The following is a 20,195-nucleotide window of genomic DNA, read 5'->3' on the forward strand; positions in this document are numbered from 1 at the left end:
AGGAAACTGCAAAACAGCACCTGCTCATTTTTCGTGCTTTTCGTGTGGTTCGTGGTTGAATGCTTTTACAGTACTCGTAGCCTGGATAGAGCGAAGCGGAATCCGGGTAAAGGTAAGATCATCCCGCAATCCGCTTCTTGCAGGCTACACCTGCGGCTCCGCGGTGAATAAATTACATCGTCAGCTATGGGTGGTACCCGCTTTCATGCCCGCTACATAGTCGGTCAGGCGCTGTAGCATGGCGGGCACATCCGTCAGATGCTCTTCAATTAACTTCACAGTGGCTGAGCCTGCTATGGCTCCCGCCGCTCCCGCGGCAATCGCTTCTTTAACCTGCTCCGGCTTCGAAATACCAAATCCAAGAATGGGTCTTGCCGCACCTACCTGTCTGAGTTTGTCGATAAGCTCTGATGCCGGCATTGTGGCGGCAGTTTCCGCACCAGTCACACCAGCCCGGCCCAACAGATAGGTATAGCCACTGGATAGTTCGCCAATCCGGGCCATGGTCTCGTCGCTGGCATTGGGCGGCGCAATCAGAATCTGGTGCAGATTATGAGCTTTAGCTGCGTTGGCAAATGGCGCGGACTCCCGAATCGGCACATCGGCGATCAGCATCGAATCTACCCCGGCTTCACTGGCCTGACGATAAAACTCATCGGTACCCGGGGCGAGTACCAGATTGCTGTATAGCAACAATCCAATCGGAATATTCGGATGCTGGCGACGCACTTTATGAATGATTGCAAAACAGTCTTTAGGATGCACATCGGACTTCAGTGCACGAATGGCTGCTTTTTGGATAGTGGGGCCATCGGCAATGGGGTCGGAGAAAGGAATCCCCAGCTCCAGAGCGTCGGCTCCGCCTTCTATCAGCGCATTAATAATCGCAAGGCTGGTTTCCGGGTCGGGATCACCGAGCATGACAAAGGGGACAAAAGCGCCTTCACCTGCGTTATCCAGGCGTTCAAACATCTGTGCGTATCTATCCATCTTGGTGTTCTCCGGTCAGAATCTTGTGAACATGGGCCAGGTCTTTATCCCCCCGGCCGGAAAGGTTGACAACGATAAGGGTTTCTTCCTCCGCTTCATCCGCCATATTCAGAGCGTACGCAAGGGCATGTGACGACTCCAGTGCCGGAATTATGCCCTCTTTTCTGGCGAGCAGCTGAAAGGCATTCAGCGCCTCTTCATCGGTGACCGAAGCGTACTGAGCGCGGCCAATATCGTTCAGATAAGCATGCTGAGGACCCACTCCGGGGTAGTCGAGCCCCGCAGAAACAGAATAGGATTCCTCTATCTGGCCCTCACTGGTCTGCATGATATAGCTGAAAGCGCCGTGTAATATCCCCTTGGTGCCATTGGCAATGGCAGCCCCGTGTTCATGGGTATGCAGACCCTTTCCGGCGGGTTCGACACCAATTAATTTCACATCGGCTTCGTCAATAAAATCAGCAAAAATACCAATGGCATTAGAGCCTCCGCCAACACAGGCGACAATGGCATCGGGCAGGCGCCCCTCTTTATCGAGTATCTGTTCACGCACTTCTTCGCCGATCATGCGGTGAAATTCGCGCACTATGGTGGGAAACGGATGAGGTCCAGCCGCGGTGCCGAGCAGGTAATGCGCTTTGTCATAGGTGGCTGACCAGTCTCTCATGGCCTCATTAACGGCGTCTTTAAGGGTACCGGATCCCGCTTCTACCGGAATCACCTCAGCGCCCATAAGCCGCATACGAAATACATTGGGAGCCTGACGTTCAACATCTTTTGCGCCCATATAAATACGCGCCTTTAAACCGAGCAAAGCACACGCCAGGGCGGTTGCCACACCATGTTGACCCGCACCCGTTTCGGCAATCACTTCCTTTTTACCCATGCGTTTGGTTAAAAGCGCCTGGCCCAGCACCTGATTTGTTTTGTGTGCACCACCGTGAAGTAAATCTTCTCTTTTCAGATAGAGCTTTACTTTAGGGTTACTCACCAGATTACGGGTCAGAGTGAGTGACGTGGGTCGTCCGGCATAATCTTTTAGCAGTGCCATAAACTCCTGTTGAAATTCAGCATCCTGTTGTGCATCCACAAATGCCTGTTCTAACTGATCCAGTGCCGGAATAAGCAGTTCGGGCACATACATACCACCGTACTGGCCAAATTTACTGTCTAAATGTTCTGTCATCAGTAGTCTCTTAATTGCTTGAATAATTGGGTGATTTTAGTCGCGTCTTTATGCCCGGGGGCGCTTTCTACACCAGAATTAACATCCAGCATGCCGACACCGGTTTCGGCGGCTTTGTTAATGTTCTCTGCGCTCAGACCTCCGGCCAGAATCAATCCGGATTTATCTTCAATATTGTCCAGAAGTGCCCAGTTAAAACGCTTGCCGGTACCGCCAAACTGGTTACCCACCTGGCAATCGAGCAGATAGCGGTTCACCAGTGGATTGTTTGTTTCTGGTAAACTGTCTGTTACGCCACAGGCTTTGAAAATGTCACACTCTGGTGGCAACAGCTCTCTGAGCGCCTGTATATAACTGAGATCTTCCTGACCATGCAGTTGTACAGCTGCCAGATCTAACGCCCGCGCTATATCAGCGACATCCTTTACCTGTTCGTCAACGAAAACCCCTACATAGTTAAAGGGAACATAGCCGACGATATTTCCGGCCTGCTCAGCGGAGATGGCACGGGGAGATTTTTCTGCAAATATTAACCCGGCATAACAGGCTCCCGATGCTTTTACTATATCGGCATCTTCAACCGTAGTTATGCCGCAAATTTTCACCTTCCCATAGACCAGATTTTTTACCGCCTGGAGCAAATTTTCCTGCGCCATCAGCGCACTGCCTACCAAGAAACCATCGGCAAAGGGTGCCAGCTTCAACACATCCTGATGGGTATAAATGCCAGATTCGGAAATGACCAGGGCATTGTCATTAAGCATGGGTGCGAGTCTGGCGGTGGTAGAAAGATCAGTGCTCAGATCACGCAGATTGCGGTTGTTTATACCGATTATTCTGGCTCCCAGTTTATTCGCCCGCTGCACTTCCTCCTCGTTACTGACTTCGGTGAGTACATCCAACTGATACTTATCGGCCAACTCCGCCAACTGCGTATATTGCTGGTCATCCAGTACCGAGAGCATCAGTAATATGGCGTCGGCGTTATAATACCGGGCCAGATAGACCTGATAGGGGTCAATAAAAAAATCTTTATTCAGTACCGGCTGGCTGACCCTGTCAGTTACATAACGCAGGTATTCATAATTTCCCTGAAAGTATTTTTCATCTGTCAGTACTGAAATGGCGCTGGCAAAAGGTGCATACGCACTGAGGATCTCATCCAGATCAAAATGTTCACGAATAAGCCCTTTCGAGGGGGAGGCTTTTTTACATTCAAAAATATAACCGGCCTGAGGCTGACTGAGTGAATCATAAAGGCTTTTATCTGAAGGCCTGAGATCATCAATAAACTGCCCGAGAGGCAGGGCTTGCTTCAGGGCTTCGATCTCTTGTTTTTTATCGGCAACAATTTTTTGCAGCACGTTTTCCATTATCAGTTCTCTTTTCACACGTGTTCGGGTAAAGACCGGGACAATCCTGCAGTGCGCTCTATGAGTGCCAGAGGCTTATCACTGTTAAGTTTGTCCATGGCCATTTCAGCACCTTGCTGGTAGCTATCCGCCAGCCCCAGCAGTTTCAACAATGCGCCGCTATTGATCGCCACTGCCTGGCGATGGGCGTCCTGGCCATTGCCGGCTAACAGCGTTTCAATTACCTGTTTATTCTCGGCTGGATCGCCGCCCTTAATCGCACTGATTGGCTGTTCAGGAAGATTAAAATCTGCCGGAGTCAGCTGATACTCGCGGATCGTATTTTGCTCCAGTTCTGCAACCTTAGTCGGGCCGTGTAACGCCAGCTCATCCAGGCCACTACCATGCACCACAAGGGCATGTTGATAGCCCAGAAGTTGCAGGGTCTCAGCCATCGGCCTGACCAGTTCCGGCAAATACACCCCCAGTAAAATATGAGTTGGCCGGGCAGGGTTGGCTAACGGACCGAGCAAATTAAACAGAGTGCGGGTTTTTAACGCGGTTCGCACCGGCATGGCATGTCGTATCCCGGCATGGTACTCAGGGGCGAATAAAAAACACAACCCGGTTTTATCCAGACAGACACTGGCGGTATCCGGGCTCATCGCCAGATCCAGACCAAATTCGCGGAACAGATCCGCTGAGCCGGATTTGCTCGAGACACTTCGGTTACCATGTTTGGCGACTTTAGCGCCACAACTGGCCGCGACAATGGCACTGGCGGAGGATATGTTCAGGGTATTAAACCCATCACCACCGGTACCGACAATGTCTGCAAAATCATAATCAGGTCTTGGAAAGTGTTTAGCCTGATCGACCAGCGCACTGGCAGCACCGGCGATTTCTGCTGGCGTTTCACCGCGCATCTTCAGCGCGGTTAATGCCGAGGCCAGTATTATGGGGTCCATATTGCCGGCAATGACCTGCGCAAAAAACTCTCGGGTTTGTTCCTGTGTCAGGGCTTTTTGGGCGTAGAGCTGTTCCAGTAAAGGTTGCATCAGGCGTCTCCAAGATAATTGATACTCTGGGCTAATAAGGTGCTGCCCAAAGCGGTAAGAATAGATTCAGGATGAAACTGAAAGCCCAGCATTTTATCTTCAGGGTGATACAGCGCCATGGCCATATCTGCGAATTCTGCCAGCACTTCAAGTTGCTCTGGCACATGTGTCGCTACCAGTGAGTGGTAACGGGCTACAGGCAGAGGTTGAGGCAGGTCAGCAAACATATGCTTTCCCTGATGGTCGATGGCTGAGGCTTTTCCATGCACCACCTGGTTGGCCCGGCCTACTTTACCACCATAGTGTTCCACAATGGCCTGATGCCCCAGACAAATCCCAAGTACCGGAAACTTACCCTGCACCAGTTTTAACAACGCCGGTACACAACCGGCATCAGCCGGCGCACCAGGGCCGGGAGAGAGCATCAGAATAACCGGGTCAGTGCATTGCTGCATTTTCTGGAGAATGAACTCAGCATGCTGACTGTTGCGATATACCGTCAGTGTAAAGCCCAGACAGCGCATCTCATCCACCAGATTGTAGGTAAATGAATCAAAATTATCGATCAGAAAAATATGCGGTTTGTTGTTACGTTGCAGGTTCATTGCTGCGACTCCTGTGCCACATCAGTTTGGTGGGCATCGAGGATGGCACGGATCACCGCCTGGGCTTTGCTGCGGGTTTCATTCGCTTCCGCCACCGGATCGGAATCATGTACTACGCCGGCACCGGCCTGAATATGGGCTACACCTTCGCTGACGAACGCCGATCGAATTACAATGCAGGTATCCATGTCGCCCTGGCCGTTAATATAACCCACTGCACCGCCATAACTGCCGCGCCGGTGCTTCTCTACTTCGCGTATCAGTCTGGCGGCCATCACTTTGGGTGCACCGACTAAGGTGCCCATATTCATGCAGGCCTGATAGGCGTGCAGGGCGTCGAGGTCATCCCGTAACTGACCCACGACCCGTGAGACCAGATGCATAACCTGGGAGTATCTGTCTACCTTGAGCAGATCCTTGACATAACGACTTCCTGGCTTAGACACTCTGGCGATATCGTTGCGGGCCAGATCTACCAACATCAGGTGCTCAGCCTTTTCTTTCGCATCCTCGCGAAGATCCAGTTCGATACGACTGTCGAGATCCCGGTTAAGGCTGCCATCCGGATTGCGACCACGGGGACGTGTACCGGCTATGGGATAGACTTCCACCTGATTGTCCTGATGGCTGTACTTGAGTGCCGACTCCGGAGATGCGCCAAACATGCAAAATTGCTGGTCCTGAAGGAAGAACATATAGGGGCTCGGATTTTGCTGTTTGAGTCTGGCGTAAGCCAGATGCGGGTCAGGGCAGGGCAGGCTGAAGGTGCGCGAAGGAACAACCTGAAATATATCCCCGGCGAGAACATGTTCTTTCAGATCCAGCACATGTTGCTGATAAACATCATCACTTTTATCAACACGCAATTGCTGTGCAGTGACCGTGCGCAACGGATATTGCTGGTAGCGCTTGTGACTCTGGAGTTCTTTGTTCAGGGCTTCAAGGCGCTGACTGACTGAAAAATAACTCTGTGCTACTTTTTCGCCGGAAAACACACTGCCAATGATATCCGTGGTGCGATGCTGATGGTCAATCAGGATCAGGGTCTCTGCCAGATAAAAAACAAAATCGGGGCAATAGTTGGCGCCTTCACTGACATCGGGCAGCGCTTCAAATCCACCGAGCATATCGTAGGCAAAGGCGCCGCCAAGGAACACTGCATGAGGGTGATCACGCAGCGGAGTGATTTGTTTTATCAGGGTGCGTAGTGCATCAAATACCGAATGTGCCTTCAGGCGACTGTCTTCATCCAGTGCCGCATCGGGGGCATTAAAGTTCAGTACCAGTGTATTGTCTGAAGTGCGCTGCTTATCTGCGGGGCAGTGCTCTGCCAGCAGTGGCAATATTGCCCGGCCGTTATCACTTAACGCCTCACAGCGAACCTGGTGGTTACGGCATTCCAGCCTGACTGCGGCATCGACCAGAATTAAACTTTTCAGGTTGTCTTTACTGTCAATTTCCGCCGATTCCAGCAACAGACTGTTCGCCTTGTTGTGGCAAAGACGCTGATACAGATCCAACGGATCGGCCTGATAGGTACTGGGGTGGATCAGGGTTTCCACTTTACCCGGTTGGTCACTTAACTCAGCTAGGCTCATATTCCACTCTTGTTGTGCTGTTATAACTATTTCTGTTTTTGACTTTGTAGCCGGACTAACCTGTGTTTTGCTAAGGGGTTAGCCAGGAAAACGTTTTTTATGGGCTGAAACGTAAAAGGCCCGCATAAGCGGGCCTTTTCTGAATTTGCTGCAAACACAAATACACACAAGCCCACTATATCGGGATGTGCCACCACCAGTTAGTCAGGGTATTTGTGAAGTTTTGCATTTGCACTCTCTAATCTGTTTTTTTTTCAATTTAGCGTAAATTGGCTGACAATTTGTCGCCCGTATTTTGATACAATATTCAGCCTGCATTTCACGTCGCTGTCAATAGCTTTGGGCTTAAAAAGATGAAAATTGATTTACACAGCCATACATATTACTCGGACGGAGCGCTTTCGCCCAAAGAGTTGATCGATCGTGCTCATAATATGCAGGTGGATGTATTAGCCATTACCGACCACGACACCACCGCAGCGTTGCCTGAGGCACTGGCTTATCAGGCTGAGCAAAAGCGTTCAATGCGTATTATCCCGGGGATTGAGTTTTCTACTCGCTGGCATGGTTTTGATATTCATATTCTTGGACTGAATGTGGATTATCAAAATGCAGTGTTCCAGCAACGGGTGGCTCAACAGGGAGAGAGGCGGGAACTAAGAGCCCGACAAATGGCTGAGAAACTCGCCAAAGCGGGGATTGAGGATGTTTACCAGCAGGCTAAAACGCTGGCCGGGCCTGGCCAGCTGACCCGTTCTCACTTTGCCAGGGTGCTGGTAAAGCGCAATGCAGTAAAAGACTTTGAGCAGGCCTTTAAGCGTTATCTGGGTAAAGGCAAGCGGGCTTTTGTCACACCGGCCTGGCCAGAAATCAGTGAGGCCGTCGAGTGGATCAAAGAGGCGGGCGGAGAGGCGGTGCTGGCTCACCCTGCACGTTACGATATTACTACCAAATGGCTGAAAAGATTACTCAACGATTTTACCGAGGCCGGCGGGCAGGGGATGGAGGTAAGTCATCCTCAACTGGCCGCCGATACCCGAAAGTTGCTTGGTGAATACGCCAAAGATTATGGCCTGAGAGCGTCAGTAGGATCGGATTTTCATTTTCCCGGCCGCTGGACCGAATTAGGTAAAAACCTTTCTCTTGCCGATGACCTTGTGCCAATATGGCAACACTGGAATCTGGCCTGAGTGCTATAAATAAGAATAAGATGGATGAGTATATGAGTCAGTTTTTTCAAATTCACCCCGATAACCCGCAACCCAGACTGATCAAACAGGCCTGTGAGGTGTTCAGAAATGGCGGTGTGGTGGTCTATCCTACAGACTCGGGGTATGCCATCGGTTGCCTGGTGGATAACAAGAATGCGTTGGAACAAATTTGTGGTATTCGGGACATCGGCAAAGATCACAACTTCACCCTGATGTGCCGGGATATGTCGGAGTTGTCCTTGTATGCCAAGGTGGATAATCAGGCCTTTCGGCAGATAAAGAATAACACCCCCGGGCCTTATACCTTTATTCTCAAGGCCACCAAAGAAGTACCCAAGCGGTTGCAGAATCCCAAGCGTAAGACTATTGGTATCCGGGTGCCAAACAATAATATCGCGTTGGCCATACTCGAAGAGCTGGATTCACCCATTATGTCTACCTCACTGATTCTGCCCGGTAACAGCATGGCCGAGTCTGATCCGGAAGTGATCCGCGATAATCTGGAAAAACGTGTGGATTTGATTATCGATGGTGGCTATATCGGTGAGCATCCCACCACAGTGCTGGATATGTCAGAGGGGGAATGTGTGATCCTGCGCGAAGGTGAGGGGGATATTTCCGCCTTTGTCTGAACAACTGCCGCCTTCAGCCCCACCCAAAGAGCCGGTGCAGCAGCCGCTGCCACTGGCCTTTGTTAATGGTCAGGCACTGATTGAAAAGCCTGAAGATCTGTATATTCCTCCCGATGCGCTGGAGGTAATTCTTGAGTCTTTTGAGGGGCCGCTGGATTTACTGCTTTACCTGATCCGCAAACAGAAATTCGATATTGCTACCTTGCCCATTCTGCAGATCACCCGCCAGTACATGGAATACGTGGATCTGATGCAGGAAGTTAAACTGGAACTGGCCGGAGAGTATCTGCTGATGGCAGCAATTCTGGCGGAAATTAAATCCAGGGTGCTGTTGCCAAGGCGCCAGGAAGCCGATGATGACGAGGAAGATCCCCGCGCCGAGTTGATTCGGCGGCTCAGGGAATACGAAAAGATCAAACAAGCGGCTCATGAGCTCGACAATATTCCCCGTCAGGAGCGCGAGCTCTTTATCGGTACGGCCAATGCTGCGGACAACTGCCAGCCGAGCATTATCCTTCCTAAAGTCACCTTGCAGGAACTGGCTTTCAGCCTGCAGGAAGTGATAAAACGGGCATCGGCCTTTGAGCACCATCATATTCGCCCGGAGACGCTGTCTACCCGTCAGCGTATGAGCGATATCCTGCAACGTTTGCGCGAAGCCCGCTTTGTGTCCTTTTATCAGTTGTTTGAGCCCAAAGAGGGCAAAGCCGGCGTCGTCGTCAGTTTTCTGGCCATACTGGAGCTGGTTAAAGAATCTCTGGTCGACCTGGTACAAACAGAGGCTTACGGTGATATTCATGTGCAGGCCAGAGGCGATGCGGATATCTATCAGGAGGGAGTAAGCAGTGAAAATCTCTGATACGCAGTTAAAGCAGCTCCTGGAGGCGGCTATCTTTGTGGCCGACCAGCCTCTTAGCGCCCAGAAGCTGCAGGACAGTGTATTGCAGGATCTCAATGTCAGTAACAGGCAACTGGAGAAGATTCTGGATGAACTGGTGCTGGATTACCGGCCACGAGGCGTACAATTGATCAAGCTGGCCACCGGATACCGTTTTGTGTCCATGGACAGTCTTTCTCCCTGGTTAAGCAAACTCTGGCAGGAACAGTCACCCCGTTATTCCCGCGCCATGCTTGAGACTCTGGCGCTGATAGCCTATCGCCAGCCCATTACCCGGGGCGAGATTGAAGATATTCGCGGTGTGTCGGTCAGCTCCAATATTATTAAAACTCTGAGTGAGCGGGACTGGATCAAGATTATTGGTCACAAAGAAGTACCCGGGAGACCGGCGCTGTATGCGACCACCAAAGCCTTTCTGGATTACTTTGCCCTGAGCAGCCTTGACCAGTTGCCGTCTGCGGGATTGTTTGACCAGCAGAAAGACCAAAATGCTGAAGCTGCACAGCCTGTGGCAGATGCTGATGAGGCCGTCAGGGGTAAGGTGCAGCCGGATGATGATCAATCTGACATGGATTTATTACATTAGCCCGATAGTCTGGTGTTAGCCTTGGTTGTTGGAACTTTCGTGCCTTTAATTCTCTGCGTCTTTGCCCCCCGCGAGAGTAAAGGCACTGGATTCCCGCCAACAGCACGCGGGAATGACCGCCGGTCGTGCCCGAGTGTACTTATCGGGCACCCGGCACCCTTTAAAAAGGGTAATGCTACCATCTGAGGTCATTGCAGGAGAGCAGTATGCCTTTTATATCCGCGGACAAAATCAGGTTTTTACTACAGCAATTGAGTAAACAGCTTTGGCTCAAGCCTCTGGTCATTTCTGTCCTGTCTGTATTAGTGGCTTTTCTGGCTAAGCTGGCAGAAGGAACAAGCCTGGCAGAGTGGGTGCCAGAAGTGACCTTTGAATCTGTATCCCGTTTGTTATCCGTGATGTCGTCGAGCATGATGGTGATTGCCACCCTGGCAGTAGCGTCGATGGTTTCCGCCTATGCATCTGCAAGCAGCACTGCGACTCCCAGAGCCGTAAAACTGGTTATTGCAGATGATCTATCGCAAAATGCCTTATCGACTTTTATCGGTGCGTTCATTTTCAGTATTGTGGCCCTGACCGCGATTGAAAATGATTTCTATGAGGACGCCGGGCTGTTTACATTGCTGGTGTTGACCGTGCTGGTGTTCGCCATAGTGATCCTGACCTTTGTACGCTGGGTTGACCGGATAGCCCGTCTGGGTCGGGTCGGCACCACCATAGACTCGGTGGAAGATATTGCCACCCAGGCCTTGTGCCGTCGCCGCCGGGCACCTGATTTAGGGGGAGTGCCTGCCACCGATAAAACTGAAAAGGGCAGCCCGCTTTATTGTGATCAAGTGGGCTATGTGCAGCATATCGATATGGCCAGATTGCAGCAATGCGCCGAAGACTGGCAAATCGGGATCCGGCTGGCGGTACTGCCCGGCACTTTTGTTACCCCTGATCGGCCGCTTGCCTGGATCAGTGGCCCTGGCGAGCAACCGGATAAGCAGCAAAGGGAACAGCTTTGCCGGGCTTTTATGCTGGGTAAGTCGAGAACCTTTGAGGATGATCCGCGCTTTGCGCTGGTAGTGCTTGCCGAGATCGCGAGCCGCGCCCTGTCACCGGCAGTTAACGATCCCGGCACGGGTATTGATATTATTGGCCGTATGGTGCGCCTGTTTGTGCTATGGGGGAAAACTGAGATTAAGCCGGAATCATCAGAGGGTAAGAATCAGGTTGCCGAAATCAGGTACGATCGCATTGAAGTACCGCCGATCTCGGTGGATGATATGTTTGATGATGCTTTTACGCCCATCGCCCGTGACGGTGCCGCAAACGTGGAGGTATCAATACGGCTGCAAAAAGCCTTGCGGGCATTGTCAAAATCAAAAGATACCGCCAGCCGTGAAGCCGCTGTTAAGTATGCTGCACTGGCATTGAAACGCTCAGAACATGCACTGACCCATGAGCAGGACATTATCAGAGTACGCCAGGCGATGAGGGATTAATGGCGGTTGTGCATTCAGAACCACTGTGAAGTCGAATCTGGATGCAATGATTCGACTGAGTATTGACGTCTGAAAAATGTATAACCGGGGGCACAGGAGTGCAGCAGTCATTTAATCAATACCTGAACCAACTCTACAGACAACATTCCCGTCATGTGATGGCCACCCTGATCCGTCTTCTGGGAGATTTTCAACTGGCTGAAGAGGCCATGCAAGAAGCCTTTGCCGCGACTATGCAACAGTGGCCGGAGCAAGGAACGCCGGATAATCCCAAGGCCTGGCTTATTCGGGCAGGTCGTAATAAGGGCATAGACGCCATTCGCCGCCGTCAGTACGCCAAGGATTATGCCAAACGTCAACCTGAGCATACTTATGAGCAGGAGCTTGATGAAAATGCTGTGGCCGATGACATGCTGCGCCTGATTTTTACCTGTTGTCATCCGGGCCTGAGTCGTGATGCCCAACTGGCACTGACGTTGCGGGAAGTGTGCGGACTGACGACTGAGCAATTGTCCTCGGGTTTGCTGGTGCCGGCTGAGACAGTGGCGCAGCGCATCGTCAGGGCCAAGCGCAAGATAAAAACCGCGGGTATCGCTTATGCCAAGCTGGGGTTAGGCGATGCATTTCAGCGCGGCCGCGATGCCAGTGCCAGCTTGGGCATGGTGCCAGCCCATTCTGGTAGCGGTGGCAAAGTCACGGAGGGTAAAATCACCCGCCGGGGGGATGCCTACGTTCGTAGCATGGCGATTAATGGCGCTCGTTCAGTGGTCTCGCGAGCCAGGGATAAAACCGACCCATTAAGTCTCTGGATACAAAACTTACTGAAAACCAAGAGTTTTAATACGACAGTGGTGGCTGTCGCCAACAAGCTAATCAGAATGGCGCTGGCCATGCTGAAAACCGGGCAGGATTATCGCCCACCTGTCGCCCTGGCGGCCTAATCCATCAGCCCGTTAATTAAACCATGACCAATCAGGGTAGTTAGCAACACAGATAAACGGCAACCGCACTTTTAGCCAGTCGAACACAACCTGAGTAGCCTGAAGGCAATCATAATGCCACGCATCCGATAAGGGGTTTGACTGACACGGCGAACACGCCGTAAAGGTCAGGGGTAGCTCCCCATAGCAAGACCGAATATACGTACGCTAACCCAATGTGCAGTGAACCGTTTAGCTATGGTGCTCTACCTAAGCGAGTCAGTAGGATTTAACCACCAAAGAAAGCAGGAATGTGCTCTTGCATTCCAAGAGGAGTCCATATACAGGCTACGCTGCTGAACCGCTATTTCTCGCAGAGACGCAGGGTCGCAGAGGGATAAGGAGTTAACGGCTTTAATTCTCTGCGTCTTTGCGCCTCTGCGAGAGTGAAGCCACTGGATTCCCGCCAACAGCGCGCGGGAATGACTGTCTGTCATGCCCGAGTGTCGTTATCGGGCATCCAGCGACATGTTTGCATCGGATCTGAACAGCTATTTCTCGCCGATGTACAGGGCCGAAGAGGGATAAGGACTTACCCCTTTGACTGTTCTGCGCATTTATTGGTATTAGCTTCGTCCTGCACGTACAATAGCGCCCGTTATTCAGTGAATTTTATGCCAGTGGCTGCATAGCAGTCCTCTGGCCGCATAGAGTGGAGCGCAGGTGAGCGATAAATTACAGAAGGTACTGGCGAATGCCGGTATCGGTTCCCGTCGGGAGATGGAAAAATGGATCAGTGACGGCCGGATTTCGGTAAACGGTAAAGTGGCCGGGCTGGGCCTGCGGGTGGAGCCGGAAGATAAAATCCGGGTGGATGGCAATCCACTTGGTCCACAGAATCAGAAAACAGTGTGTCGCGTGCTGATGTATAACAAACCGGAAGGGGAGTTGTGCAGCAGAAAAGATCCTGAAGGTCGGGCCACGGTTTTTGATCGCCTGCCACGCATAAAGAATGGTCGCTGGATTGCCGTTGGCCGGCTGGATATCAATACCAGTGGTCTGTTGTTGTTCACCAATGACGGTGAACTGGCTAACGGCCTGATGCACCCCAGTAAAGAAGTGGAACGCGAATACGCGGTGCGGGTGTATGGCAAAGTTGATGATGCTATGCTCAAACGCCTTAAAGCCGGTGTAAAACTCGAAGACGGTGAAGCTAAATTTACCAGTATACGTCGCCACCCCGGCGACGAAGAGAGCATGAACCACTGGTTTAATGTGACCCTTTCAGAAGGGCGTAACCGTGAAGTCAGACGCATGTGGGAGTCTCAGGAGGTAACCGTAAGCCGCCTGATCCGTGTACGCTATGGCGATGTAGAGCTGCAAAAACGCCTGCCGCAGGGCGGCTGGGTTGAGCTGGAACTTAAAGTGGTAAACGGCCTGCGCAAACTGGCACACCTGGCCCCTGAAACCGAAACTCTGCTGAAAGTGGATGACAAGAAGCAACTGGACCATGTGCAGATTTCGCGCATGCGCCGGGCAGTCAGAAAACACCAGATCAAAAACAAACAGTAGGGCCCCAGCCCTTCGGGTTGAGGCAAAAAAAGCTTCACTGTGCGTTAATCACGGCTTGTTTAGATGACTAAACCACACCGCTCGCGCCTTGATTGAAGTATTTTTTGCTCTCAACAGAGACGAATATAAAAGGTAAACAGGCCCTTATTATGCATAACGTTGCTGTCAGACATTGGTATGGCTTTGGCCTTTCTCTGCTTACCGCGTTGTTGTGGGGCATGCTGCCGGTTTTTCTTAAGCTCAGTTTGCAGGTGATGGATGCCATTACCATCACCTGGTTTCGTTTTACCCTGGCGGCGGTGTTTGTGGGGATGATGCTCTACAAGACCAAGGCACTGCCCCCCATGCGCTCCATCAGTCGCAGCAATAACCTGTTGTTGTTTATAGCCGCAGCGGGCCTGATTGCCAATTATGTACTCTATTTGCAGGGCGTGGATTACCTCAACCCCGAAACGGCACAGGTGCTGATTCAACTGGCGCCATTTTTGCTGATGCTGGGCGGAATACTGCTGTATAAAGAGCGTTTTAACCGCCTGGAAACCTTCGGTGCGTTAACTCTTTTAAGTGGTCTGTTGCTTTTCTTTAACGAGCGTTTACCACTGCTGTTCAGTTCATTGGGAATATATACTCAGGGCGTGCTGTTTATCATTGTGGCGGCAGTGACCTGGGCGGTATACGCACTATCACAAAAGGTGTTGCTCAGGGCCATTACGGCCAAACAACTTACTCTGATCCTCTATTGCGCTGGTTGCCTGGTATTACTGCCTTTTTCAGAAATTGCGCTGATAACGGATATGAGCACATTACAGTTCTGGGCGCTGATGTTCTGCTGTGCCAATACGGTAGTGGGCTATGGGGCGTTTACCGAGGCCCTGCATGTATGGCATGCATCTAAAGTCAGTGCAGTGATTGCGCTGGCTCCGCTGTTTACCTTTTTAAGTATGGAAGGGGCAGTACGAATCTGGCCACAGCATTTTGTTCCCAGCGACCTGGATCACTGGGCTTATATCGGTGCAGCCATGGTGATGGTGGGCTCGATGTTAACTGCTGTAGGTAAAGGTAAGCAGCAGGCTTTGCCCGTTAAAGCGCCTAACACTAACGAAAGTTAAAATATAAGAGCCGGTTATGACCCAAACTTTTTCTGATCTTATTGCCATGGACGCCGAACAGCGCGCCGAATATACCTTTACCACGCTGCTCAGCCAGGGCCAGCTCTGGGGCCTGTCACAAAAAGCCGTATGGGCCATGCTCAGCGCCGAGGGGGATGCCTGTACGCCGCTGTTCCCTGACCAGCAAACGGCGCAACATTGGGCCGATGTGCATTTCCCGGGGGCGAAAGCCACAGCCATCAGCCTTGACGAGCTGCAGAATACTCTCTTCAGCCAGTGGCAACCCGATGAGGTGATGCTGATGCTGTTCCCGGTGGTACGCGAAGAAGACGCCATCGTGGTAAAAATCGATGAAATGCAACAGGCCATTGCCGAAGAACAGTCCCGCTGAGTTTTAATTTATGGGTGATATCTTCCAACCCGGCCCGGTGGCCTTATCAGTACAACAAGCCAGAGGCTGGGACAACCAGTTAAGGGCACTGATGCTGGCCGGTAAACAGCTGCCCATATTGCCCGAAAGCCTGCGCACAACGCAGTACGAAGTGCAGGGCTGTGAAAGCCAGGTATGGCTGCAGATGACAACAGCTCAACAGCAGATAACGTTGCGGGCCTTTTCGCCGAGTAAGATTGTGCGCGGGCTGTTAGCCCTTATCTGTGAAGCGCTGGCAGGAAAAACCCCTGAGCAGATAAAAGCCTTTGATCTGCAACGCTATCTGGCAGAGATTAACCTTGAACGGCATTTAAGCCAGTCTCGCAATAATGGCCTGCACCAGGTGATGCAGGCAATACTGAATCAGATATAAGTTTTATCCGTGACCATCGGCGGGAAGTGAAGTTATGATCGAAAACACGCGGTAAATCCTTCCCTGGACGCTCCGCCACAGCATCCCTGCTGTGGAGGGTTTTCAATCATAACTCCACCACCCACCAGTGATTGTTTATTTAGCTTTTTAATCCGCCTGGTGTTTGCGCTCACAGCGCTGCAGGTATTTTTCCATAGCGCGGGCGGCGGCCACAAACCCAAAGGTGCCGGTAACCGCCACTGAGGCACCAAAACCTGAATTGCAATCCAGTTTTACGCCGCCATCGGCAAAGTCCTTAGTCTGGCACACCGTGCCATCGGCCTGCGGATAACGGAGCTGCTCGGTGGAATACACACAATCCACCGCAAAACGGCGTTTGGGATTACTGGTAAAGCCATAATCGCGACGCAATAGCCCGCGGACTTTGGCAGCGAGCGGATCCTGCTTTGTTTTACTTAAATCGGCGATGTCGACCTGGGTAGGATCCGTCTGGCCACCGGCACCGCCAACCGTCAGCACCGGTATTTTACGCCGCTTACAATGGGCGATAATTGCCGCCTTGGCCTTCACCGAATCGGTGGCATCAATCACATAATCAAATCCGCTCAGGTACTCGCGCACATTTTCAGGGGTAACAAAATCCTCAATGCAATTGACGTCACATTCGGGGTTAATCAGCCCGATACGCTGCGCCATTATCTCGGTTTTATCCGTGCCCACAGTGTCGGTTAAAGCATGGATCTGACGGTTAACATTGGTGGTGCAGATATCATCCAGATCAATCAGCGTCAGCTTACCCACGGCAGTACGCGCCAGCGCCTCGGCCACCCAACTGCCGACACCGCCAATGCCAATAATGCAGAAATGGGCCTGCTTCAGCCAAGCTGTATGCTGCTGACCATAAAGTCGCTGAGTACCGCCAAAGCGCTGGGAGAAATCACTCATTTAAGAATCTGTAGACCGCCAATAAAGGGCGCAGAATATACCATAGCGCCCCGTTGCCACCAATACGGTGCATTATTGTATCAATAAAGAGAAGCAAAGGATTGAACTATCAGAATTAGACGTTACTGTGCGCGAACAACGCTGATGTCACTGAAAAGCCTGACATTTCACACGCCATAGAATTGCACTGCTGCCAAGGCTGGGGCATAGTAAACTCACAGAAGGGAATCGGATCCCCATAGCTCCCGTAGTTTCAAGCCAATGATTATTAGCCGGAAATCTGGTTAGCGACAGGTTTTACGTTAAGTTGGGGATAGAACGATTCCGGTTATCTAAACGTTGTGACCTACCAAGATTGACAGTTCGACAGAATGTACATACGGTGTACGTATGATTAAGTTTGCGTGGGATCAGAACAAGGCTGACTCAAACCTCACAAAGCATGGGGTTTCGTTTTATGAGGCGAAATCAGTGTTTTACGATGAGTTCGCTATCCAATTCTTTGATGATGAGAATTCGTCTCCTTCCGAAGACCGCTTCCTCATGTTGGGAATGAGTAATGAAGCCCGCGTCCTGGTAGTGTGTCACTGTGAGCGTGAGCACGGCGAAACTATTCGGATTATTTCTGCGCGTAAAGCAACCAGTAAAGAGCGAAAATATTATGAGGGGTGAGCGTCATGAGAGATGAATATGATTTTTCAACAATGAAATCACGCAAGAATCCATATGCTTCTAAATTAAAAAAGCCAGTAACAATAAGGCTTAGCGAAGATGTTGTCGGATATTTTAAGGAGATGGCAGAAGAAACCGGAGTACCTTATCAAAGCCTGATTAACCTTTATCTCAGAGATTGTGCCGCACATCATAAAAAGATCGACATTTCCTGGCACACGAAGCCATAAAAAGCATTTCAGCGAACAAGCCGCTGAATAAGGCGGTATGCAGGCTGACCCCGTTGCGCAATGCGCTACAATATTCCCATGATTATGAGGATTACCACTAATGAAGATGTATAACCCCCCACACCCCGGCGAGTTCATTCTGGCTACCTATATGGAGCCTTTTGGCCTGAGTTGCCGTTATCTGGCGGGGCGGTTGGATGTATCTCCGTCCACCTTAAACCGCCTGCTTAAGCAGCAGAGCGGTATTAGCCCGGAAATGGCGCTGCGTCTTTCCAAGGCGTTGGGCCGGACTCCTGAAAGCTGGCTCGCGATGCAAGACATGTATGACCTCTGGGTTGCGGAAAAAAACGTTAAGCTCGACAAGGTGCAAAAAGTTGACCTTAATGCCGCATAACCAGGCCATTCAGTTCGCGCACTTCGTGCGCCGGGCATCGTTTCACTCGCCTGTATAAGGCGAAACGTTAGCCAGAAAAAAGGAAGTCAAGTGAAAGGGATAAATAGCTTATTAATCAAACAAGGCCATTTGGTCTGGATATTCTCGATTATTAACATTGGGTTGGGCGTTGTCATTCCAGGCTTTGATTTTTTTGCGAAAAGTATCAGCCATGTTGCGCTTGAAGCGCCGGTTTTTGCCTATATTCATCGCGTGGCAGATATTGTGATTGGCCTTTCCATGTGTCTTTTTGCTTTAGGGATACAAGTTTCCTCCCCAGGCCGGTTTTCGGTTGCCATGCTGTCCACCTTACTACTGGGTATAAGCATGATTAGCGCAGGGATCTGGACATTGGAAAGCCCCCTGCATCTGCTTTATAACTTATCCATTTTTATGATTATTGTGCCGATGGCATTTGCCCTGGAGTTTAAGAACACCATTAGATCAGAGACCTTTGAAAACTTTTCGGTTGCAGTAACACTACTGCACGTTTTCATGTTCTGGATGATTTATGCCGGGTTTATTCCATCAGAGTTAAATGGATTAATACAGAGAATATGGGCCATTCCGACAATGGGCTGGTTTGGTGTTGCTGCCTACATGCTAGGTTTGCAGCAGTTTTTGGCTAACAAGCAAACTCAGTCGATGCCTGGTTGAAATCAAGGGGGCAAGGGGTGGTAAGACTTTAAAATCACACGGCGTAAAATGTTGTCTATGCCACAAATCGTAGTGGCATGACTGGTGCAGTCAAAGGGGAGTAAGCCGTTCTGTCCGCCCATTTTGCGGAACGGCTATTGGCAGAAATTGATTGTCTTCTGCAGAGATCGGATAACACCTATACTGGTTTTAACACAGCGGCATTGACGCTAAGGCTTTGGAATCTTCGACTATGTTTTTCAGGATTTACAACAAACTTCCCGCTCCGGTCAGGCACTGGCTCGGCATTTTGGGTGCGGCAAGCCAGAACTGGCTGGCCAGCCAGGCTTTTATTTACGCCGCAGCACTGGCATTTTTCACGGTTTTTTCTATTGCGCCGATTCTGGTGGCGGTTGTCACTCTGGTGGGGCTGGTGATCGGGGAGAGGGCGGTACAGGGGCAACTTTTTGAGCAGCTTGAGGGAACCCTCGGTCCGGAAGCCGCAGGTGTGGTGCAAACAGCAGTGATCAATTCACAGATTGACCAGAGTGGTATCTGGCCTGCGGTGATCGGGATAGGTGCCACCATAGTCGGTGCCACCACGGTTTTCGCGCAGATGCAGCAGTCCCTCAATCAGATCTGGGATGTTGCGCCGCGCCCTACCAGAAACAGTTTGTGGATCTTTATCAAGAGCCGCTTACTGTCACTGACTATCATCCTGGCTATCGGTTTTATCCTGTTGGTTTCTTTGTTGTTGTCTGTGGCGTTGCGCGGCGTCATGGTATTCGCGGAGGAATGGCTGCCGGTTCCAGGTCTGGCAATGGTGGGCATGGAATTATTCCTGTCACTGTTCGTCATCACGTTGCTGTTCGCGGCGATGTTCAAGATCCTGCCTGACGTACTGCTGTCCTGGAGAGATGTGATGCTCGGTGCGTTGATCACCGCAGTGCTGTTCACGGTGGGCCGTTCACTTATTTCCATTTACCTGGCTTATACGGCCACGGCATCGGCCTATGGCGCCGCTGGCTCTCTGGCATTGCTGCTGCTTTGGGTGAATTATTCCTCGATGATCCTGCTGTTCGGTGCGGCGTTTACCCGCGCACACCTCGAAGGCAGAGGCCTGCCTATCCGCCCCAAGAGCACGGCAGTAATTGTGCATCGGCAATTGATTGATGAAGTGCATCACGGCTGAGGATTTGTTAGCTATGAGAGGAATACATTGCACTCGGACCTTTACCGCTTAAGAGATGGAATGTAATGCTTCTATTT

At 51.1% G+C, this 20,195-nt stretch carries 22 protein-coding genes; 15 read left to right on the forward strand and 7 right to left on the reverse strand.

Going from position 1 to position 20,195, the window contains the following annotated elements; all coding sequences use genetic code 11:
- Nucleotides 1-180: 180 nt before the first annotated feature.
- Genes trpA through CDA54_RS00285 form a run of 6 tightly spaced genes read right to left on the reverse strand, consistent with a single transcriptional unit; the run spans nt 181 to nt 6,789 of the window.
- Nucleotides 181-990 (reverse strand): tryptophan synthase subunit alpha, encoded by an 810-nt coding sequence (gene trpA, locus CDA54_RS00260; protein ID WP_099032999.1) that lies wholly within the window; start codon nt 988-990, stop codon nt 181-183.
- Nucleotides 983-2,176, reverse strand: coding sequence for a tryptophan synthase subunit beta (gene trpB, locus CDA54_RS00265; RefSeq protein WP_099033000.1), 1,194 nt, complete (start codon nt 2,174-2,176; stop codon nt 983-985). The genes trpA and trpB overlap by 8 nt, the downstream gene beginning before the upstream one ends.
- On the reverse strand, nt 2,176-3,549 hold the full coding sequence (gene trpCF, locus CDA54_RS00270; protein WP_099033320.1) for a bifunctional indole-3-glycerol-phosphate synthase TrpC/phosphoribosylanthranilate isomerase TrpF: 1,374 nt from the start codon (nt 3,547-3,549) through the stop codon (nt 2,176-2,178). Before trpCF ends, trpB begins: the two co-directional genes overlap by 1 nt.
- Before the next feature lie 14 nt (nt 3,550-3,563).
- Complete coding sequence (gene trpD / locus CDA54_RS00275) at nt 3,564-4,589, reverse strand: anthranilate phosphoribosyltransferase (protein ID WP_229748058.1); 1,026 nt, start codon at nt 4,587-4,589, stop codon at nt 3,564-3,566.
- Nucleotides 4,586-5,191, reverse strand: coding sequence for an aminodeoxychorismate/anthranilate synthase component II (locus tag CDA54_RS00280; RefSeq protein ID WP_099033002.1), 606 nt, complete (start codon nt 5,189-5,191; stop codon nt 4,586-4,588). Before CDA54_RS00280 ends, trpD begins: the two co-directional genes overlap by 4 nt.
- Nucleotides 5,188-6,789 (reverse strand): anthranilate synthase component 1, encoded by a 1,602-nt coding sequence (locus CDA54_RS00285; protein ID WP_099033003.1) that lies wholly within the window; start codon nt 6,787-6,789, stop codon nt 5,188-5,190. The genes CDA54_RS00280 and CDA54_RS00285 overlap by 4 nt, the downstream gene beginning before the upstream one ends.
- Nucleotides 6,790-7,142: 353 nt before the next feature.
- On the opposite strand from CDA54_RS00285, the gene CDA54_RS00290 reads away from it, so the two are divergent.
- The 10 genes from CDA54_RS00290 to CDA54_RS00335 all read left to right on the forward strand — a co-directional run bounded on the left by CDA54_RS00290 (nt 7,143) and on the right by CDA54_RS00335 (nt 16,010).
- Nucleotides 7,143-7,979: a PHP domain-containing protein gene (locus CDA54_RS00290; protein WP_099033004.1), complete on the forward strand. Its 837-nt coding sequence runs from the start codon at nt 7,143-7,145 to the stop codon at nt 7,977-7,979.
- 32 nt (nt 7,980-8,011) lie between these two features.
- Entirely contained in the window at nt 8,012-8,632 is a 621-nt protein-coding gene (locus tag CDA54_RS00295) for an L-threonylcarbamoyladenylate synthase (RefSeq protein WP_099033321.1), read from the forward strand.
- Complete coding sequence (locus CDA54_RS00300; RefSeq protein ID WP_099033005.1) at nt 8,625-9,491, forward strand: segregation and condensation protein A; 867 nt, start codon at nt 8,625-8,627, stop codon at nt 9,489-9,491. The genes CDA54_RS00295 and CDA54_RS00300 overlap by 8 nt, the downstream gene beginning before the upstream one ends.
- Nucleotides 9,478-10,116 (forward strand): SMC-Scp complex subunit ScpB, encoded by a 639-nt coding sequence (scpB, locus tag CDA54_RS00305; RefSeq protein WP_099033006.1) that lies wholly within the window; start codon nt 9,478-9,480, stop codon nt 10,114-10,116. The genes CDA54_RS00300 and scpB overlap by 14 nt, the downstream gene beginning before the upstream one ends.
- A gap of 206 nt (nt 10,117-10,322) precedes the next feature.
- Nucleotides 10,323-11,606, forward strand: coding sequence for a DUF2254 domain-containing protein (locus CDA54_RS00310; RefSeq protein WP_099033007.1), 1,284 nt, complete (start codon nt 10,323-10,325; stop codon nt 11,604-11,606).
- Between the two features lie 98 nt (nt 11,607-11,704).
- Nucleotides 11,705-12,547: a sigma-70 family RNA polymerase sigma factor gene (locus tag CDA54_RS00315; protein ID WP_099033008.1), complete on the forward strand. Its 843-nt coding sequence runs from the start codon at nt 11,705-11,707 to the stop codon at nt 12,545-12,547.
- Between the two features lie 702 nt (nt 12,548-13,249).
- On the forward strand, nt 13,250-14,098 hold the full coding sequence (gene rluB / locus CDA54_RS00320) for a 23S rRNA pseudouridine(2605) synthase RluB (RefSeq protein ID WP_099033009.1): 849 nt from the start codon (nt 13,250-13,252) through the stop codon (nt 14,096-14,098).
- 149 nt (nt 14,099-14,247) lie between these two features.
- Complete coding sequence (locus CDA54_RS00325) at nt 14,248-15,207, forward strand: DMT family transporter (protein WP_099033010.1); 960 nt, start codon at nt 14,248-14,250, stop codon at nt 15,205-15,207.
- 16 nt (nt 15,208-15,223) lie between these two features.
- Nucleotides 15,224-15,598 carry a DUF2750 domain-containing protein gene (locus tag CDA54_RS00330; RefSeq protein ID WP_099033011.1) on the forward strand — a complete coding sequence of 125 codons (375 nt, stop codon included), beginning with the start codon at nt 15,224-15,226 and terminating at the stop codon, nt 15,596-15,598.
- A 10-nt stretch (nt 15,599-15,608) separates the two neighbouring features.
- Nucleotides 15,609-16,010, forward strand: coding sequence for a SufE family protein (locus CDA54_RS00335; protein ID WP_099033012.1), 402 nt, complete (start codon nt 15,609-15,611; stop codon nt 16,008-16,010).
- A 147-nt stretch (nt 16,011-16,157) separates the two neighbouring features.
- Here the strand turns inward: CDA54_RS00335 and tcdA are convergent, their stop codons facing one another.
- Nucleotides 16,158-16,955 carry a tRNA cyclic N6-threonylcarbamoyladenosine(37) synthase TcdA gene (tcdA, locus tag CDA54_RS00340; RefSeq protein WP_099033013.1) on the reverse strand — a complete coding sequence of 266 codons (798 nt, stop codon included), beginning with the start codon at nt 16,953-16,955 and terminating at the stop codon, nt 16,158-16,160.
- Between the two features lie 390 nt (nt 16,956-17,345).
- Between tcdA and CDA54_RS00345 the strand changes: the two genes are divergently transcribed.
- From CDA54_RS00345 to CDA54_RS00365, 5 genes are all read left to right on the forward strand, one after another.
- Nucleotides 17,346-17,627, forward strand: coding sequence for a BrnT family toxin (locus CDA54_RS00345; RefSeq protein WP_099033014.1), 282 nt, complete (start codon nt 17,346-17,348; stop codon nt 17,625-17,627).
- Nucleotides 17,628-17,632: 5 nt separating this feature from the next.
- Entirely contained in the window at nt 17,633-17,857 is a 225-nt protein-coding gene (locus tag CDA54_RS00350; RefSeq protein WP_062480237.1) for a BrnA antitoxin family protein, read from the forward strand.
- 100 nt (nt 17,858-17,957) lie between these two features.
- Complete coding sequence (locus CDA54_RS00355; protein WP_099033015.1) at nt 17,958-18,251, forward strand: HigA family addiction module antitoxin; 294 nt, start codon at nt 17,958-17,960, stop codon at nt 18,249-18,251.
- A 90-nt stretch (nt 18,252-18,341) separates the two neighbouring features.
- Nucleotides 18,342-18,947, forward strand: coding sequence for a DUF998 domain-containing protein (locus CDA54_RS00360; RefSeq protein WP_099033016.1), 606 nt, complete (start codon nt 18,342-18,344; stop codon nt 18,945-18,947).
- Between the two features lie 232 nt (nt 18,948-19,179).
- Entirely contained in the window at nt 19,180-20,118 is a 939-nt protein-coding gene (locus tag CDA54_RS00365) for a YihY/virulence factor BrkB family protein (protein ID WP_099033017.1), read from the forward strand.
- Nucleotides 20,119-20,195: the final 77 nt, after the last annotated feature.

Origin of the sequence: Lacimicrobium alkaliphilum (genome assembly GCF_002591895.1) — a bacterium.
Lineage (GTDB): Bacteria > Pseudomonadota > Gammaproteobacteria > Enterobacterales > Alteromonadaceae > Lacimicrobium > Lacimicrobium alkaliphilum.

Coding starts and splice junctions, on each gene's coding strand:
- trpA (WP_099032999.1), bottom strand. CDS start 990: ATGGATAGATACGCACAGATGTTTGAACGCCTGGATAACGCAGGTGAA.
- trpB (WP_099033000.1), bottom strand. CDS start 2,176: ATGACAGAACATTTAGACAGTAAATTTGGCCAGTACGGTGGTATGTAT.
- trpCF (WP_099033320.1), bottom strand. CDS start 3,549: ATGGAAAACGTGCTGCAAAAAATTGTTGCCGATAAAAAACAAGAGATC.
- CDA54_RS00280 (WP_099033002.1), bottom strand. CDS start 5,191: ATGAACCTGCAACGTAACAACAAACCGCATATTTTTCTGATCGATAAT.
- CDA54_RS00285 (WP_099033003.1), bottom strand. CDS start 6,789: ATGAGCCTAGCTGAGTTAAGTGACCAACCGGGTAAAGTGGAAACCCTG.
- CDA54_RS00290 (WP_099033004.1), top strand. CDS start 7,143: ATGAAAATTGATTTACACAGCCATACATATTACTCGGACGGAGCGCTT.
- CDA54_RS00295 (WP_099033321.1), top strand. CDS start 8,012: ATGAGTCAGTTTTTTCAAATTCACCCCGATAACCCGCAACCCAGACTG.
- CDA54_RS00310 (WP_099033007.1), top strand. CDS start 10,323: ATGCCTTTTATATCCGCGGACAAAATCAGGTTTTTACTACAGCAATTG.
- CDA54_RS00325 (WP_099033010.1), top strand. CDS start 14,248: ATGCATAACGTTGCTGTCAGACATTGGTATGGCTTTGGCCTTTCTCTG.
- CDA54_RS00330 (WP_099033011.1), top strand. CDS start 15,224: ATGACCCAAACTTTTTCTGATCTTATTGCCATGGACGCCGAACAGCGC.
- CDA54_RS00335 (WP_099033012.1), top strand. CDS start 15,609: ATGGGTGATATCTTCCAACCCGGCCCGGTGGCCTTATCAGTACAACAA.
- tcdA (WP_099033013.1), bottom strand. CDS start 16,955: ATGAGTGATTTCTCCCAGCGCTTTGGCGGTACTCAGCGACTTTATGGT.
- CDA54_RS00345 (WP_099033014.1), top strand. CDS start 17,346: ATGATTAAGTTTGCGTGGGATCAGAACAAGGCTGACTCAAACCTCACA.
- CDA54_RS00350 (WP_062480237.1), top strand. CDS start 17,633: ATGAGAGATGAATATGATTTTTCAACAATGAAATCACGCAAGAATCCA.
- CDA54_RS00355 (WP_099033015.1), top strand. CDS start 17,958: ATGAAGATGTATAACCCCCCACACCCCGGCGAGTTCATTCTGGCTACC.
- CDA54_RS00365 (WP_099033017.1), top strand. CDS start 19,180: ATGTTTTTCAGGATTTACAACAAACTTCCCGCTCCGGTCAGGCACTGG.